The organism is Microcystis sp. M090S1 (assembly GCF_020246295.1).
Lineage (GTDB): Bacteria > Cyanobacteriota > Cyanobacteriia > Cyanobacteriales > Microcystaceae > Microcystis > Microcystis aeruginosa.
This window is the reverse complement of the sequence record NZ_JADBTF010000179.1, coordinates 1-16,567: the sequence shown is the minus strand read 5'-3', so window position 1 is coordinate 16,567 and position 16,567 is coordinate 1. Positions and strand designations below refer to the sequence as shown.

The following is a 16,567-nucleotide window of genomic DNA, read 5'->3' as shown; positions in this document are numbered from 1 at the left end:
GTCAGTCTGTAGAGCGACCATAAGACCAGAACAGAGTAAATCTGTTAAGGCAGGTGCGGAACCCCGCAAGGGAAAGAAGCAGAAACCTAAATCGTGAGGTTTGGGAATCACCGTCCGTTTACGGCGGTGAGGATGTCAAAAAAATTAACCGGCTATCAGTATAGATGTTTCTTTCATTATGAACCTTGAGCAGCCAGCAGCAGTGGGAATAATTATGAATTATGAATTATAAATTATGAATTGGGGAGCTTTTTTCAGTTATCAGTGAACTGAAAACTCACATCTGCTCACTGATAACTGATAACTGATCACTGATAACTGATTGCCTCCTATTGGCACAAACGTTGATAAACTGTGGCTAAAGCTTGGACATCACCGACGTTACCCGGGAAAAGAACCACAGGTAAATTAGGAAAGAGGGGATGATCGGCTTCTGTGCAAACCATGGAGACACCGGGGAGAATCTGACCGAGTAAACGGGCTGATTGCAGGCTTAAACCCGTACTTAAGACATCATTGGAGGTAATTCCGCCTTTACTGATTAAAAAACTGATGTCACCTGGTAAACCCTTAACAATGTCCATTAACAGGGTGGAGACGGCAACCCCAAAATCAAGACGTTTCTGCACAGAGGCAAAGGTTAACTCTTGCCGACTGGTATAGATAACGGGGGTTTGTTTGTTTTTGTGAATAAGCTTGACTTTTTCCAGAACTTGTGCTAGGAGTTGATCTCGTTGGTCAGGACGATCGCGCAATGTCGTCACATCGATTTCGACTGCGACGGTGTTGGGTTGTTGAAGCAGTTCATCTAATTGTTGGGTAGTTTTTTTGACGTGGGAACCGACGATAATTGCCCCGGCTTCCCCCGTGGGCTTATACTTACCCATAGATTCGGAAGCGATCGGTTGAGTTCCTAAATTAGCCAAAGAAGTTAAAATACTGGCGGCACTACGGAAGAAAAATTTTTTTCCGGCCCCTGCGGCGGTTAAAATATCTTCAGCAAAGCGATCGAGATCCGCTTGAGTTTCCCCATCTACCACCCCACATTGATTATTTTCGAGCTTTTGCAGTCGTTCTAAACTACCTTGACGGATATCTGCCAGTAAAAATCTCTCTACATCATCTGCTTTAATTTTACCTTTCGTTTTCTCCTCCACATAATCCGGCAGATAACTGTAATGATAGGCAAAAACCGAATCGCGAGCGAATTCCGTCTCGTGGACGGGAGTGGGAACGCCATCGATGATTAAATAGTGAATACTATCGCGAGTGATTCTCCCCCCCTCAAAAAAGGCTGGAATCAGGAAATGTGCATCAAAACCGCCCAATTCTTCGGCAATAACATCAGTTTCGATCGGATAATGCCCGCGCAGGGTAGAATCGGAACGACTAACCACCAAAAAATCCTCGATTCCCTCTTTAGTTAAGGCAGTTTTCAGGTTATGACAGACTTCTCGCGTGACAGACTCGGCTTTTTCGGGGGTTAAAGCGCGAGTATTCGTCAAAACAAAGAAAATTGGCGCATTATCTGCCAATCCCAAGCGGAGAGTATCTTCATCCCACCGCATCAATAACAGACAACTATGGACTGTTTGGGAACCTGTCGGGTCGTCATCTAAGACTATAATTTTAGGTCTATTATTGCTCATATATTTTTTATCAGGATGGGAGGGACGGGGGAATCAAGAGAATCTGGTTAATAGTTTATCGGGTTCTGGTTCCCCATTAAAGTCGTCCCCTCCGCAAGCAACCGCTATCAATCTTGATCACAATCTGTCCAATATAGGATAAGCTATACCATGATTCATACAGTGACGAAGTTGAGCGCGGGAGACTTCCCTTTGAATACGTTAATTCACCCCACTGCGGTTATCCATCCGTCGGCAAAACTTGCTCCCAAGGTTAAAGTTGGTCCCTATGCTGTGATCGGGGCCAATGTGGAAATTGAAGCTGATACAATTATTGATGCCCATGTGGTCATTGAGGGTCCGACCAAAATTGGCAAGGGTAATCATATTTTTTCCGGGGCTGTTATTGGTAATGAACCACAGGATTTAAAGTATAAAGGTGGCGAAAGTAGCGTAGAAATTGGTGATCATAACCAAATTCGGGAGTTTGTCACGATTAATCGCGCCACGGATACGGGAGAAGTTACCCAAATTGGCAGTAATAATTTATTAATGGCCTATGTTCACGTTGCCCATAATTGTATTTTGCAAGATAACATTATTATCGCTAATAGTGTCGCTTTGGCAGGTCATGTCCAGATCGAATCAAAAGCAGTTATCGGGGGGGTTTTAGGAGTACATCAATTTGTTCATATTGGCAAAATGGCCATGTTAGGAGGAATGAGTCGTATTGATCGCGATGTTCCCCCTTTTACTTTAGTGGAAGGCAATCCCTGTCGGGTGCGAACTCTTAATTTAGTCGGTTTACAAAGAGCAGGTTTTACCGATGAAGATCTAGCTTTACTGAAAAAAGCTTTTCGGATTATCTATCGTTCTAATATAAATCTTCAGGAGGCTTTAGAACAAGTTTCTCTCTTAACCGATAACCCCCATGTTCAACATCTCTGTCAATTTTTACAATCCTCTACCACGGGAGAAAAACGCCGCGGTTTAATTCCGGGGAAATAATTTATTGATTGAGGAACAGGGAGTGGGGTGATGGGGAAGTGGGGAAGTGGGGAAGTGGGGAAGTGGGGTGTGGGGTGGTCACTGCGTGCGCGTTGCGGGAGGAAGTGGGAAGAATAAATAAAAATAATCTCCTGACTTGAAAGTGGGAAGTGGGAAGTGGGAAGTGGGAAGAATAAATAAAAATAATCTCCTGAATCCTATCTCCTATCTCCTATCTCCTGACGACCGACTCCTGACGACCGACTCCTATCTCCCGACTCCTGACGACCGACTCCTGACTCCTGAATTCTTTTATTATCAAATAATTATCCAAATGCGTATATTTATTAGCACGGGTGAGGTATCGGGTGATTTACAGGCAGCCATGCTGATTGAATCCCTTTTTAAACTAGCTAAAACCCAGGAAATTGAGTTAGAAATTTTTGCCTTAGGTGGCGATCGCATGGAGTTAGCCGGAGCAAAAATGTTGGGTAAAACCACTCGACTGGCTGCCATGGGATTAATTGAATCTATCCCCTTTATTTGGCCAACTTTACAACTACAAAAACGAGCAAAAGAGTTTTTTAGAGATCATCCTCCCGATCTGATTATTTTAATTGATTATGTGGGGGCAAATGTGGCGATCGGTCAGTCGGCTAAAAAAATTATTCCCGATGTCCCAATTATTTATTATATTGCCCCACAGGTGTGGATTTGGTCGGAAGAAAATATCCCCTCAGCTAAACTAAGGGCCACAGCAGAAAAGTTATTTAATACGGAAAAATTAATCGCCGTCACGGATAAATTATTGGCAATTTTTCCTGCCGAAGCTCGTTTTTTTGAAACAAAAGGTTTACCGGTAACTTGGGTGGGACATCCTTTAGTTGATCGTATGGCAAATGCTCCCAATCGCCAAGAAATGCGGCAAAAATGGGCAATAAAAACCGAAGAAACGGTGGTCGCTTTGTTACCCGCTTCCCGTCAACAGGAGTTTAAATATCTCGTGCCGACGGTGTGCGCTGCTGCTAAAAAATTACAGGAAAAAATTCCCGATATTAAGTTTTTAATTCCCGTTCCCTTAGCTTTATACGAACCAAAAATGCGAGAATTAGTAGAGAAATATGGATTAAATGCGGTGATTATGGAACGAGATCAGACTTTAGAAGCGATTGCCGCAGCCGATCTGGCTGTGGCTAAGTCTGGTACAGTTAATCTCGAAATTGCTTTGTTAAATGTGCCGCAGGTGGTGGTTTACCGTTTAAGTGCAGTGACTGCTTGGATTGCCCGCAATATTATGAAGTTTTCTGTACCATTTGTCTCACCGGTAAATTTAGTTTTAATGCGAGAAATTGTTCCCGAATTATTACAAGAGGAAGCTAACCCGGAGAGAATTATGCAGGAATGTCTAGATTTATTATTAAATCAGCAACGTCGGCAAAAAATGTTAGATGAATACGCAGAAACCAAGGCCGGTTTAGGAACAGTAGGCAGTTGTGAGCGAGTGGCACGAGAGGTACTTAATTTTACGGATCAAGTTCCGAAAAACCAGAAAAAAGCGGGGTAATTTGCCACTACCCCACCAAATATTATCAAGGAATTACGATTACTTATAAGCGTCCATACCCTCACAGGAACAAACCAGATTTCTGTCCCCGTAAGCATTATCAACCCGTCCCACTACCGGCCAGAATTTATAATCTTTTAGCCAAGAAAGCGGGTAAGCTGCCTGTTGACGGGAATAGGGACGACTCCAATCATCGGCAGTTAAAACTGCGGCTGTGTGGGGGGCATTTTTCAAGGGATTATCGTGGATATCCATGCTACCATTAGCGATCGCTTGTACCTCTTGATAGATAGTTAACAAAGCTTCACAAAAACGGTCTAATTCGCCCAAAGATTCGCTTTCCGTGGGTTCCACCATCATTGTACCCGCCACGGGCCAAGAAACCGTCGGCGCGTGGAAACCGAAATCCATCAAGCGTTTTGCCACATCTTCCACCTCGATGCCGGCCTGTTTTTTCAGGGGACGTAAATCAATCACGCACTCGTGGGCAACCGTTCCCGCGCTACCCTTAAATAACACCGGATAGGCCGACTCCAGACGAAAAGCCATATAATTAGCGTTCAAAATTGCCACTTCTGTCGCTTTTTTCAAGCCTGCTGCCCCCATCATAGCGATATACATCCAAGAAATCACCAAAATGCTGGCACTACCCCAAGGCGCGGCCGAAATTGCCCCAATCGAGTCCTGATGCTTACCGTTAGCGGTTTCTGGGGATAATTTCGCCAAAACCAGGGAAACATCGGGCAGAAAAGGCACTAAATGGGATTTTACTCCGATTGGTCCCATGCCGGGTCCCCCCCCACCGTGGGGAATACAGAAAGTTTTATGGAGATTCAAGTGACAGACATCAGCGCCAAAATCCGCCGGACGACATAAACCCACCTGAGCATTCATATTCGCGCCATCCATATACACTTGACCACCGTATTGATGAATCAAGGCACAAATTTCGCTAATTCCCTGTTCAAAAACGCCGTGAGTGGAAGGATACGTCACCATCAAAGCCGCTAGATTATCCTGATGCTTCTGGGCCTTAGTTTTCAGGTCATCAATATCAATATTGCCCCGAGAATCACAATTAACCGCCACTACTTTCATACCACACATAACAGCGCTGGCAGGATTAGTCCCGTGAGCGGACTCAGGAATTAAGCAAATCTGACGATGACCTTGACCGCGACTTTCATGGTAGGCTCGGATTACCTGTAAACCGGCATACTCTCCCTGAGAACCGGCGTTCGGTTGTAGGGAAATGCCATCAAACCCGGTAATTTCCCCTAACCAAGTTTCTAACTGTTGAAAGAGAAGTTGATAGCCTTCTGCTTGGTCAATCGGGGCAAAAGGGTGTAATTTGCCGAATTCTGCCCAAGTTACTGGAATCATCTCCGCTACGGCATTGAGTTTCATCGTACAGGAACCGAGGGGAATCATGGAAGTATTTAAGGCTAAATCCTTTGTTTCCAGACGGTGCAGATATCTGAGTAATTCCGTTTCCGAGTGGTAACGATTGAACACCGGCTCGGTAAGATAGGCACTGGTACGGGTTAAATTAGCGGGTAATTCTAGACTAATTTTCTCGACTAATTCCGCCGCGGTAAAGGGTAATTCCTCGGTGGGGGCAAAAATTTGCCATAAATCCCACACATCCCTGAGACTGGTGGTTTCATCGACACTAATTCCTAGATTATTCTCATCAAAATAACGCAGATTAATCTTATGGGTTTTTGCCTTGGCGAGGAGAGCCTTAACTCCCGTGGATACCGTAACTTTGAGCGTATCGAAGCACGGTTCTTTCCCCACTTGATAACCCAACTGTTTTAAACCAGTTGCCAATAAAGCGGTTAATTTCTGCACTCTTTGGGCGATTTTCTTGATTCCTTCCGGTCCGTGATACACCGCGTACATGGAAGCAATCACCGCTAGTAACACCTGTGCGGTACAAATATTACTGGTGGCTTTATCCCGGCGGATATGTTGTTCGCGGGTTTGCAAAGCTAAACGCAGTGCGGGTTTACCCTGACTATCCTTCGATACCCCGACAATGCGCCCCGGAATGCTGCGTTTATAGGCATCTTTGGTGGCAAAATAAGCGGCATGGGGACCCCCATAACCCAAGGGAACCCCAAAGCGTTGACTGCTACCCACGGCAATATCAGCCCCCAATTCGCCCGGGGGAGTCAACAGGGCTAAACTGAGAATATCGGCGGCAACGGTGACTAAAGCCCCATTTTCCTGCGCTTTGGCGATAAATTCCCGATAGTCATAAATTACGCCATCGGTGGCTGGATATTGTAATAATGCGCCAAAAATCGGCGTTTGAAAGTCAAAGAGACGATGATCATCGATAATAATGTCAATACCTAAAGGAATCGCTCTGGTTTTAACAACTTCAATCGTTTGGGGATGGCAACTACTAGAGATAAAGAAAGCATTGGCTTTAGTTTTACACAGTCCATAACTCATACTCATCGCTTCCGCAGCTGCTGTTCCTTCATCGAGGAGGGAAGCGTTAGCAATTTCCAGACCGGTTAAGCTAGTGATGAGAGTTTGGAAGTTTAAGAGAGCTTCTAAGCGTCCTTGGGCGATTTCCGCTTGATAGGGAGTATAGGCGGTGTACCAACCCGGATTTTCTAAGATGTTGCGGAGAATTACCGGCGGGGTGATACAGTCATGGTAGCCCATGCCAATAAAGGAGCGAAATACCTGATTTTTGGAGGCAATAGCTTTTAATTGGGCAAGAGCGGCGTATTCACTCAAGGCAGGTGCTAGATTAAGGCTTTTTTGTAAACGAATTGCTGCGGGGACCGTTTGAGCGATTAATTCCTCCACGGTAGCAACACCCAAAACCGCCAGCATTTTCTCGATTTCCGTCTCCGTCGGTCCAATGTGACGGTTAACAAAGCTATCGGTGCAGTCTAGCAGGTCTTGCAGGTCAGCAGGAGCGAATTCCTCGGTTTTCTCGGCCGTAATTGACCTATTTAGCATATTAATCTCGGTTTCAACAATTACAAAAGTGTTGCGTTTCATCGCTAGGGGTGATTTTAACGCAACTTGTAAAATTTTTGTAATATGTACCTAAGCAAAATTAATTACACATCTAAGCCACTACTCCGTCAGACTTCTGGTGTGAGGAAACAGTGAACTGAAAACTCAAATCCGATCCCTAATAGCTGTCTCGGAGTCTCGGAGTCTCGGAGTCTCGGAGTCTCGGAGTCTCGGAGTCTCGGAGTCTCGACTAGGAAATTAATTTTGCACGACTACTTATTTGAAGCCAGCAAGTTAAAGTCTAAGCTAATTTGCTATCGATGTATGCACAAAATTAACCTCACTACTGCTTTGTCACCAAAAACCAACCGGAATCCGTAGATCCGATCGCCTTTAATCCTCCTAAATCAGTAGCTTCTTTGGTTTGACGATCGATAATTAGGTAGGGTTGCTTGTGACTTTGCCAATAATTGATTAATTCTTCAGCAGCAAGGGGAAAAACCCGACGACCACTATAAAAATTTAATGAGGGGCGCTCGTAGGCAAAAGCAATATAAACAGGGTGATCGGCCGGCACATATTTCTCCACTAAACTCGCCACCGGTTTGACGGGGAAATTCTCATTTAATTCCCAGATCCACAGGGGAGAATTGACAAAAATAAACAAAGAAACCAACATTCCCCAGAGTAAAACCACGCTGAATTGTTCCGAGCGCCGAGCTAACAAAATCGCCGTTGTCACCATGGTCAAGGAAAGTGACAATAAGGTTAAAAGAATTAAGGGATGGATAGGTTCGATAGCGGCAAAATTACCCGGAAAATAGACCATTAAAGCTAATAAACCCGCCCCAACGCCGATAATACCCAGAATAATTGACCAGATTGGATTATAGGGGCGATCAATGGGAAGATTACCCACTTGCGCCAAGGCATAACCGGCCGCTAAAGCCAAGGCCGGATAGATCGGCAGAATATACCAAGGCAACTTGGTCGCCATTACCGAAACCACCAACAGATAAACACCCGTCCAAACTAACAGTAACTTCGCCCAACTGTAGAGATGTTCCTGACGTGCTAAACCTAAACCCCAAACCGAGAAAATTAACCAAGGCCAACTATATTTAAGAATTTCCAGCAGATAATACCAAAACGGTCCGCGATGATCGTCCAGATCGTCACTAACTCGCTTTAACTGTTGAACAAAAAGGGAATCGAGAAATTCCCGCTCGTAGTGCCAAAATTGGGCGGCATACCAAGCAAAAGCGGGGGTTGCTCCCAATAACCAACCCGACCAAAAATAGGCAGAAGTTAATAACCGGGGGGTATCCCAGAGCAGAAAAATCAAGCCGATACCCGCCAATAATAGCCCCATAATCCCCTTAGTCAGACAAAGGAGGGCAAATCCTAACCCCGCCCCCAGAGACCAGCGTAAATCGCGTCGTGAGCGCAGTAAACCAACAAACATCAGGATTTCAAAACATAATACCGCTCCATCCAACATGGCTAAACGGCCATGACGCACCACCGGCAAAAGAGTTAGATAGATCAAGGCCGATAGTAAAGCTGGTAAACGACCGGGAAAAATTTCTCGACCGAGAAGGTAGAGGAGCGGCACCGATAAAGCTGTTAAAAAAGCGGGAATTAGTCTCGTATTGGCCTCATTGATGCCCCAGAAATGGTAGGTTAGACCAATCAAACTATGAATCAACGGCGGTTTATTCAGGTAGGGATCACCCCAAAAACTGGGAAATAACCAGCGCAATTGTTCCAGTGGGGTTTGGCTAATTTCCTTGGCCACCTGAGCAATGGTCGCTTCATCCCAATCCCGCAAGGGTAAATTACCTAATCCCACTAGATAGATAATTAAGGCCGCTATTAATAATCCCAGTAAACACAGAAATTCTTTAAAATTTTCTCTCTGACGCAATTTATAGCTAGAATATCCCCAAGTAAATTTTTGACGGTTCATAAGCTGTTTTATATTTTAAATTTCAGGGGCTAGGGATGGGGGAGTAGGGAGTGGGGTAGTGGGGTAGTGGGGAGTGGGAATTATGAATTATGAATTATGAATTGGGGAGGTGGGGAAGTGGGGAAATTGAACTAAAACCCCAAAACCCCAAAACCCCAAAACCCCAACCCCCAACACCTAAAACCTGTCTCGGAGTCTCCTGTCTCCTGACGGCTAAAATAACTGATAACTGATTATGTATTGGTATAATGGCGAATTAATCGAGGATGAGCGAATAAGTCTGGGTATTGATGACGTGGGGTTGCTTTATGGAGCCACAATATTTACTACCCTGCGTATCTATCAACAAAGCTTAGATCATCCCCTAACCCATTGGCAAGAGCATCTCCAACGTCTGCACTCTAGTTTACAAGTTTTCCACTGGTCTGATCCCGATTGGCAGCGAATTCGCCAAGGAGCCGAAAAATTATCCCTATTGTATCCTGTCCTGAGAATTACAATTTTTCCCGATGGTAGGGAGTGGATTAAAGGCAGATTTCTCCCCGAAGATTTAAACCTTAGACAAGAGCGGGGAATTATTGGCTGGGTAATAGATAATCCCGCTTGGCAACGGGTTTTAGGAGAACATAAAACTGGTAATTATTTAACCCCTTGGTTAGCGTCACAAACTGCTCAAAAAAAAGGAGCAAAAGAGGCGATATTAGTCGATCGAGTCGGTCATTGGTTAGAAACTAGCACGGGTAATTTATGGGGATGGAAAGATAATTGCTGGTACAGTCCCCTGCTGACTGCTGATATTTTACCCGGAATCGGTCGCTCGGCTTTGATCGGCTGGTTAAAAAAACAAAATATTTCCCTGCAAGAAAATCTCTGGACCCCCGAATTTGTCGGGACTTTACAAGCGATCGCTTATAGTAATTCTCTGGTGGAAATTATCCCTTTTAATTCTATTCTTGGCTGGGATCTACAGATAAATACAGCCATTTATCGGCAAGTTTTACCGGATTTACAGCAATATTTTTCCAGTCAATTAGAGAATAAATAAACTTCTGGCATGATTAAAAATCAATTTCTGAGGATTCAAAAACGGCAAAAACAAGGATTGAATTGCCTAAAATCTGTGAATAGACCATTTAATTGCTTATTATTCATTCTTAATTCTCCTGACCACTGACTACTAACTCCTGACTCCTGACTCCTGACTCCTAACCCTAACAACAATTTTTGATTTTTACAAGAGGTCTAATAAAGGTGTGTTACTAGAGGCTAACACACCTAAAATCTGGAAATAATACCGCTCAAGCTTTAAAATTCTCGCTCGGAATTAGCCTCACTATCGCGTTTAGAACCGAGTAAATCTAGTTGATCGACGAGAATCACCGGTTTAGAACGAGCTAATCCCGTATTTTTATCATTCCAGGTATCCATTTTTAAAGAACCTTTAATCCCGATTAAACCGCCTTTTTTCACATAATTAGCGGCCACTTCCGCCGTTTTGCCCCAAATTTCCAGATCGAACCAATCCGGCTGATCGCTATTTTTAGAGCGACGATTAACCGCTAAAGTGAAAGTACATAAAACCTTACCCGACTCGAAATACTTGGTTTCTGGGTCTCTCCCCGCTCGTCCCACCAAATGAACCAGATTTAAACTCATGGTCTTAAATCCTCAATTTAGTACAATAGTATGTTTATTTTAGCCCGAAACCCTGACTTTGACCGGTGGCTAGGGAGAAAATTAGGGGCAGGATTTGCGTCAATCTGGAGAGAAAGAAGCGATAATTAACTAGACTTGAGAAACAAAACGTAATAAAATCCAAGTCGATTCGATCGAAAGTCTAGCCATAGCAACGTTGTTATAAGAACAGGAGTGAAAACAAGTGGGTTTTTTTAGAGGTCTAGCCTTATCAAGGGACATAGGTATAGACTTGGGGACAGCAAACACCCTCGTTTATGTGTCGGGGAAAGGTATTGTTTTAGAGGAACCATCGGTAGTGGCGATCGATCAAGATCGTAACCCGATCGCTGTCGGGGAGGAGGCCAAAAAAATGCTCGGTCGGACTCCGGGCCATGTCACCGCTCTGCGACCCCTGCGCGATGGGGTAATCGCCGATTTTTACAGCTGCGAGATCATGTTAGCGGAATTCATCAAACGAGCGCTCGATGGCACGATTGGCAATCCCCGCATGGTAATCGGTGTTCCCAGTGGGATTACTGGAGTAGAAAGACGTGCGGTGGTGGATGCGGCCAAAAATGCCGGCTCGCGAGAAGTGGGGTTAATTGATGAACCGGTTGCTGCGGCCTTGGGTGCCGGTTTACCCGTCTCGGAAGCGACGGGAAATATGATCATCGATATCGGTGGTGGCACGACGGAAGTGGCGATTCTCAGTCTCGATGGGACAGTGATCAGCGAATCGGTGCGCGTCGCCGGGGATGAACTCACGGAAGCAATTATCGCTTATCTAAAAAAAGTCCATAACCTGATTATCGGGGAACGCACGGCCGAAGATATCAAAATTCGCCTTGGTTCGGCTTATCCCTCCCCCGGAGATGAATTTCCTCCTCTGGAAGTGCGGGGATTGCATCTCATGTCCGGTTTACCCCGCACCGTGACGATCAAAGCGGAAGAAGTGCGGGAAAGTATGGATGAGCCACTTTCCGTGATCGTTGATGCGATCAAACGTACCCTAGAAAAAACTCCCCCCGAATTAGCGGCCGATATTATCGATCGCGGCATCATGTTAGCGGGAGGGGGTGCTTTATTACGGGGACTCGATCGCCTAGTCAGTCACGAAACCGGTATCGTTACCCATATCGCTGAAGATCCCCTGCGCTGTGTTGTCAAAGGCACGGGAGAAGTGTTAAAAAATCAGAAACTCTTTGAGCGGATCGTTAATGAAACAACTCGCAATGTCTAAAGGTCACTAGGATCGGTTAGCGGCAAAACACACGGATTCTCACTCTACACAGCCAAGAGGTTTTAAATCGCTCATGTATTCAGCACGACGAAAATGGACACAGCAGGGATGGCGAATTTTTCTGCTCGCTGCCGCTTTGGGGGTAGCTTGGTACATTCGCACCTATCAAAGTGGGGCGATTTTAGAATTGTATGGTTTATTAACCCGCCCTTTTCAGGGAGAGGAAACTAATCTGCAAGAGCAACTTCTGGCCGATCAACGGGTGCGAGAATTACAAAATCGTTTAAGTGAAGTCGAATATCAAAATCAACAATTAAAAAAACAGCTTGGTTATTATCAAACCCAGAAAAAACCCCTGATTTCTGCCCCAATTATTGGCCGCAGCGCTGATGATTGGTGGCAACAGGTAATTATCGGTCGGGGTAGCACCGATGGTGTGGAAGTGGGTGCTTCGGTGACGGGAATTGGCGGTTTAGTGGGACGGATTACGGAAGTTACTCCCCACACCAGCAAAGTTTTATTGGTCAGTAATTCCCAAAGTCGCATCGGAGCAACGGTGAATCGTAGTCGGGCCATGGGTTTAATTCAAGGTCAGGATTCCCAAGTCGCCACCCTGCGCTTTTTTGAAAAAGCTCCCGATGTCAAACCGGGAGATGTGGTGACAACTTCGGCTTTTAGTAGTCTTTTTTCGCCAGGGTTGCCCATCGGTCGCATAATTTCCCTTAATTTACAGGAAAATCCCGCCCCCACCGCCAAAATTGAATTTACCGCCACCGTGGACAATCTCGAATGGGTCTTCGTTCACCCGCAACCCCAGCAGTGAGAGGGGGAATTATGCTGAAATTAAGCCGTTTATCAGCCCGTTCTCGTTTTATCCTGAATATTTTAGTCACTATCGCTTCACTGCTTCTCTGTACCTTTCTTTCCTTAATGCGGCTGCCCGGTATGGAGATTTTAGGCATCGCTCCCAATTGGTTACTGATTTGGTTGGTTAGTTGGAGTCTCAATCGCTCTTGTCTCGATAGTGTGGTGGCCGGATTAGCGCTCGGTGCTATTCAAGATAGTCTTACCTCTAATTATCCTTCCCATATCATGGTTTTTGGTCTCATCGGTTTCCTCACTTCCCGTTTACACCGACAACGTTATGTTAAAGAAGAATTGATCGCCGTGGTCTTAATTGTCTTTGTTATGACTCTAATTGCCGATGGTGCGCTCGCTTTTCAATACTATCTACAAGGAGGCAAAAATCTCGCTGATCTTTGGCTCGATTATCAACGCATTGGCCTCACTTCTGCTCTGCTTAGTAGTCTCTGGACTCCCCTCCTCTATTACCCTCTCCAGCAATGGTGGCGACAATTTAGCGATCTTTAAGGAAATAGGGATTTAGGGAAATAGGGAGATGGGGAAATTTCAGCTAAATTCCCCAACACCCCACTTCCCCACTTCCCCTTCCCCACTTCCCCACTACCCCACTACCCCACTACCCCACTTCCCCACTTCCCACCACCCCAACACCCTCACCCGCTCAACTAACATGAAATACAAACAAAAACTTAGTCAATTTTTTCATAATCTTGCTAATAAATTAGAGAATTCCGAGCAACCCCCTAAAGTCGATCCTATAGACTCCAAATCTGCGCCAGTTGCGGGGGAAAAGCCAGTAGAAGCCGCTTCCGAAGAAAAAAAGGTTAATTTAGTCTCCCAAACCAGTAGCAAGGCTCTAGAGACGTTAAAACCCTTAAAAAACAAATTTACTACCCTGATCGACAATTCCCCCTTACCGCAATGGCGACAACATCCCCGCTTTGGGTTGTACTTGGGATTGGGATTAGGCGTAACTGGGGGCATTTTAGGGGTAGGTTGGGGCATTTATCGCCTTGAAACCTCTCTACCGCAAAATATCGCCGATATACAAACCTATGCTCGTCCCGGCACCCTAACAATTCAAGCCGCTAATGGGGAAATCCTCAAGCAAAATGGCCCTAGCACTTACGAAACCGTGAAAATTGCCCAAGTTCCCCAACTGGTACAGGAGGCCTTTATCGCTAGTGAAGACCGCCGGTTTCGCGAACACGGGGGAGTTGATGGCCAGGGTATTGCTCGCGCTCTCTTTTCTAACCTGAGAGCCGGGGGAGTGGTGGAAGGAGGCAGCACCATCACCCAACAATTGGCCCGGATTGTCTTTTTATCCCAAGAAAGGAGCTTTGATCGCAAATTACGGGAAATGCGTATCGCTCAGAAAATAGAAGATAACTATACAAAAGACCAGATTTTAGAGCGTTATTTTCACCTAGTTTATCTCGGTTCCGGGGCCTACGGTCTTGCCGATGCCGCTTGGTTATATTTCAGTAAACCCGTCGATAAATTAACTCTAGCCGAAGCTGCCACCCTTGCCGGGATTGTTCCCGCTCCTAGTCTCTATTCTCCCCTCGAAAACCCTAAATCTGCCCTAGAACGGCGTAATATCGTCCTAAAAACTATGGCCGAGGTGGGATTTATTACTAACGCTCAAGCAGAACTGGCGATCGCATCTCCCCTAGGCATTAAAACCAGTCCCCTAAAACGTCTGCAACGGCAAGCGGCCTATTTTACCGATTATGTGGAAAAAGAACTGCCGCAACTGGTTCCCGCTAAAACCCTAGAAGCGGGGGGATTGGTGGTAAAAACTACCCTTAATCCTCGTTGGCAAAGGGAAGGGGAGGAAGTGGTAGAAAGAGCGGTTTCTCGTTATGGCAAGTGGCAGCACTTCCAACAGGCGGCTTTAGTGGCAATTGACCCCAAAAATGGACAAATTAAGGCCATGGTCGGGGGAATTGACCACGATAAGAATCAATTCAATCGGGTGACACAGGCAAAACGTCAGCCAGGATCTACTTTTAAGCCTTTTGTCTATGCGGCGGCGATTGCGGCGGGGAAATCCCCCTATTCTAATTATAAAGATGCACAGTATGTGGTGGATGGTTATAAACCGGAAAACTACGGCGATAAGTATAGCGGCCGCGAGGTGTCCATGCGCGATGCTTTGACTTCTTCCCTGAATGTGGTGGCAGTTCAGGTGTTAGTGGCTGTGGGTTGGAATCCGGTGATTAAATTAGCTCAAGATATGGGGATCCAGTCGAAACTTTTACCCACTTATTCTTTGGCTTTGGGTGCTTCGGAAGTCAATCTTTTAGAATTGACCAGCGCCTACGGAACCTTTGCTAATAATGGTGTGCATCAACCAGTTTACGGTATTAATCAGGTACTCGATCGCAATGGTAAAGTAATTTATCAAGCCAATTTTACACCGAAAACTGCTCTCAATCAAAACACGGCAGCGACGATGACTTGGATGCTGCAGGATGTGGTTAATTCGGGAACGGGAACCCCCGCACAAATTGGTCGTCCGGTGGCAGGAAAAACCGGCACTTCTGACAAGGCTCGCGACCTTTGGTTCGTCGGTTATATTCCCCAATTAGTCACGGGAATTTGGCTCGGTAATGACAATAATAAACCCACAAATGGAGCCAGTACCATGTCCGCTTGGATGTGGCGACAATTTATGTTAGGAGCAATTAAGGATATTCCCTATCAAGGTTTCCCAGAACCGAATTTAGGCAAACGTCCAGTGACAGTAAAAGCGGAACCAATTAAACCCCGACGTACCTACTTTACCCAAACCACTAACAATCGTTTAGCCAGCAGCGATGAGGGTTCCCCCACCGAAGGACCCATCCGCAGACGGCGACGGGTTCGGGTAAGTCGTGAGCAAACTATTGTCCGTTCTAATACTAGCGAACCCAGCCAACGCCGTTCTAGTCGTCGGCGTACTACCGTCGCTCCTACCAGCGCCGCTGCTCCTCGTCCTGAAAATACGGCCCCCGCAGCAGCTGAACCGATTACCGTTCCCGTCACTGTGGCAGCTCCCGACACTCGTTCGGTTCCCCTACCGGTAACTCCTCCCCCCGATGTGGCTCCTCCTGCACCCCCGGCAGAAAGACGCTGAATCGGCACGACAACCCTCGCAGGATTTGCGGGGGTTGTCGTTCCAAAACTGCTCGGCCAAATCTTGGAAAACCATCAGATTTCTCGCACCGCTATAATACTAAATCCGTTGAGTATAGAATCCATCCTTTTCACATCCGTCAAGTACATTATCGAGCCTAAAACCCTTGCCAAATAAGCTTTTCACCGTTAGCTCCGTATTTTGATCTCGCTCAAAGGGCTGTAATAGGCTCTTCCAGTTTCTATGTGGAAACGAGATCTATACTGATAGTTTCTTCTGCGGCTCGACCGAGCTTCGCCGAACGTCAAAATAGTCTTAAAAGTCTTGTCCAGTAAACATTTTGCGATTCCATAAGCAAAAATTATCACACAAAGTCGAGAGGAGTCATTTATCCACATAACCCACCTCCCGTTCTGTGGGTTCTTCGTTACTTAGTATGGTTCGATAGGGGGGCATAAATCGACTAAATCCTTATCTGGCAAGAGACTTAATTGATTAGTTCGCTCTAGATAAAAAATAATTGACAAAAATC

General features: G+C 45.7%; 11 protein-coding genes. 7 read left to right on the top strand and 4 right to left on the bottom strand.

Features of this window, described 5'->3' with window-relative positions; translation table 11 throughout:
* Positions 1 to 329 precede the first annotated feature (329 nt).
* Positions 330 to 1,649: a four-carbon acid sugar kinase family protein gene (locus IM477_RS08085; RefSeq protein ID WP_287731267.1), complete on the bottom strand. Its 1,320-nt coding sequence runs from the start codon at positions 1,647 to 1,649 to the stop codon at positions 330 to 332.
* A gap of 150 nt (positions 1,650 to 1,799) precedes the next feature.
* Here IM477_RS08085 and lpxA point away from each other — a divergent pair, with 150 nt between their 5' ends.
* Complete coding sequence (gene lpxA, locus IM477_RS08080) at positions 1,800 to 2,636, top strand: acyl-ACP--UDP-N-acetylglucosamine O-acyltransferase (RefSeq protein WP_002797088.1); 837 nt, start codon at positions 1,800 to 1,802, stop codon at positions 2,634 to 2,636.
* 313 nt (positions 2,637 to 2,949) lie between these two features.
* Positions 2,950 to 4,179, top strand: coding sequence for a lipid-A-disaccharide synthase (gene lpxB / locus IM477_RS08075; RefSeq protein ID WP_287731269.1), 1,230 nt, complete (start codon positions 2,950 to 2,952; stop codon positions 4,177 to 4,179).
* A 39-nt stretch (positions 4,180 to 4,218) separates the two neighbouring features.
* Here lpxB and gcvP read toward each other — a convergent pair whose 3' ends face one another.
* Both gcvP and IM477_RS08065 read right to left on the bottom strand, forming a co-directional pair.
* On the bottom strand, positions 4,219 to 7,206 hold the full coding sequence (gene gcvP, locus IM477_RS08070; protein WP_287731264.1) for an aminomethyl-transferring glycine dehydrogenase: 2,988 nt from the start codon (positions 7,204 to 7,206) through the stop codon (positions 4,219 to 4,221).
* Positions 7,207 to 7,507: 301 nt separating this feature from the next.
* Positions 7,508 to 9,133 carry an ArnT family glycosyltransferase gene (locus tag IM477_RS08065; protein ID WP_287731262.1) on the bottom strand — a complete coding sequence of 542 codons (1,626 nt, stop codon included), beginning with the start codon at positions 9,131 to 9,133 and terminating at the stop codon, positions 7,508 to 7,510.
* A gap of 235 nt (positions 9,134 to 9,368) precedes the next feature.
* Here IM477_RS08065 and IM477_RS08060 point away from each other — a divergent pair, with 235 nt between their 5' ends.
* Positions 9,369 to 10,178, top strand: a complete 810-nt coding sequence (locus IM477_RS08060; protein WP_287731261.1) for an aminotransferase class IV — start codon at positions 9,369 to 9,371, stop codon at positions 10,176 to 10,178.
* A 260-nt stretch (positions 10,179 to 10,438) separates the two neighbouring features.
* Here IM477_RS08060 and IM477_RS08055 read toward each other — a convergent pair whose 3' ends face one another.
* The gene (locus tag IM477_RS08055) at positions 10,439 to 10,789 is read right to left on the bottom strand and encodes a single-stranded DNA-binding protein (protein WP_002797092.1); all 351 of its coding nucleotides are present in this window, start codon (positions 10,787 to 10,789) and stop codon (positions 10,439 to 10,441) included.
* A 223-nt stretch (positions 10,790 to 11,012) separates the two neighbouring features.
* Here IM477_RS08055 and IM477_RS08050 point away from each other — a divergent pair, with 223 nt between their 5' ends.
* The 4 genes from IM477_RS08050 to IM477_RS08035 all read left to right on the top strand — a co-directional run bounded on the left by IM477_RS08050 (position 11,013) and on the right by IM477_RS08035 (position 16,035).
* Positions 11,013 to 12,050, top strand: a complete 1,038-nt coding sequence (locus IM477_RS08050) for a rod shape-determining protein (RefSeq protein ID WP_147070009.1) — start codon at positions 11,013 to 11,015, stop codon at positions 12,048 to 12,050.
* 73 nt (positions 12,051 to 12,123) lie between these two features.
* Entirely contained in the window at positions 12,124 to 12,873 is a 750-nt protein-coding gene (gene mreC / locus IM477_RS08045; protein WP_287731260.1) for a rod shape-determining protein MreC, read from the top strand.
* The gene (mreD, locus tag IM477_RS08040; protein WP_287731259.1) at positions 12,840 to 13,421 is read left to right on the top strand and encodes a rod shape-determining protein MreD; all 582 of its coding nucleotides are present in this window, start codon (positions 12,840 to 12,842) and stop codon (positions 13,419 to 13,421) included. Before mreC ends, mreD begins: the two co-directional genes overlap by 34 nt.
* Before the next feature lie 163 nt (positions 13,422 to 13,584).
* Positions 13,585 to 16,035 (top strand): transglycosylase domain-containing protein, encoded by a 2,451-nt coding sequence (locus IM477_RS08035; protein ID WP_287731258.1) that lies wholly within the window; start codon positions 13,585 to 13,587, stop codon positions 16,033 to 16,035.
* Positions 16,036 to 16,567: the final 532 nt, after the last annotated feature.

Excerpts from the sequence above, each read along its gene's own strand:
- IM477_RS08085 (WP_287731267.1), bottom strand. The coding sequence starts at position 1,649 with ATGAGCAATAATAGACCTAAAATTATAGTCTTAGATGACGACCCGACA.
- lpxA (WP_002797088.1), top strand. The coding sequence starts at position 1,800 with ATGATTCATACAGTGACGAAGTTGAGCGCGGGAGACTTCCCTTTGAAT.
- lpxB (WP_287731269.1), top strand. The coding sequence starts at position 2,950 with ATGCGTATATTTATTAGCACGGGTGAGGTATCGGGTGATTTACAGGCA.
- gcvP (WP_287731264.1), bottom strand. The coding sequence starts at position 7,206 with ATGAAACGCAACACTTTTGTAATTGTTGAAACCGAGATTAATATGCTA.
- IM477_RS08065 (WP_287731262.1), bottom strand. The coding sequence starts at position 9,133 with ATGAACCGTCAAAAATTTACTTGGGGATATTCTAGCTATAAATTGCGT.
- IM477_RS08060 (WP_287731261.1), top strand. The coding sequence starts at position 9,369 with ATGTATTGGTATAATGGCGAATTAATCGAGGATGAGCGAATAAGTCTG.
- IM477_RS08055 (WP_002797092.1), bottom strand. The coding sequence starts at position 10,789 with ATGAGTTTAAATCTGGTTCATTTGGTGGGACGAGCGGGGAGAGACCCA.
- mreC (WP_287731260.1), top strand. The coding sequence starts at position 12,124 with ATGTATTCAGCACGACGAAAATGGACACAGCAGGGATGGCGAATTTTT.
- mreD (WP_287731259.1), top strand. The coding sequence starts at position 12,840 with ATGGGTCTTCGTTCACCCGCAACCCCAGCAGTGAGAGGGGGAATTATG.
- IM477_RS08035 (WP_287731258.1), top strand. The coding sequence starts at position 13,585 with ATGAAATACAAACAAAAACTTAGTCAATTTTTTCATAATCTTGCTAAT.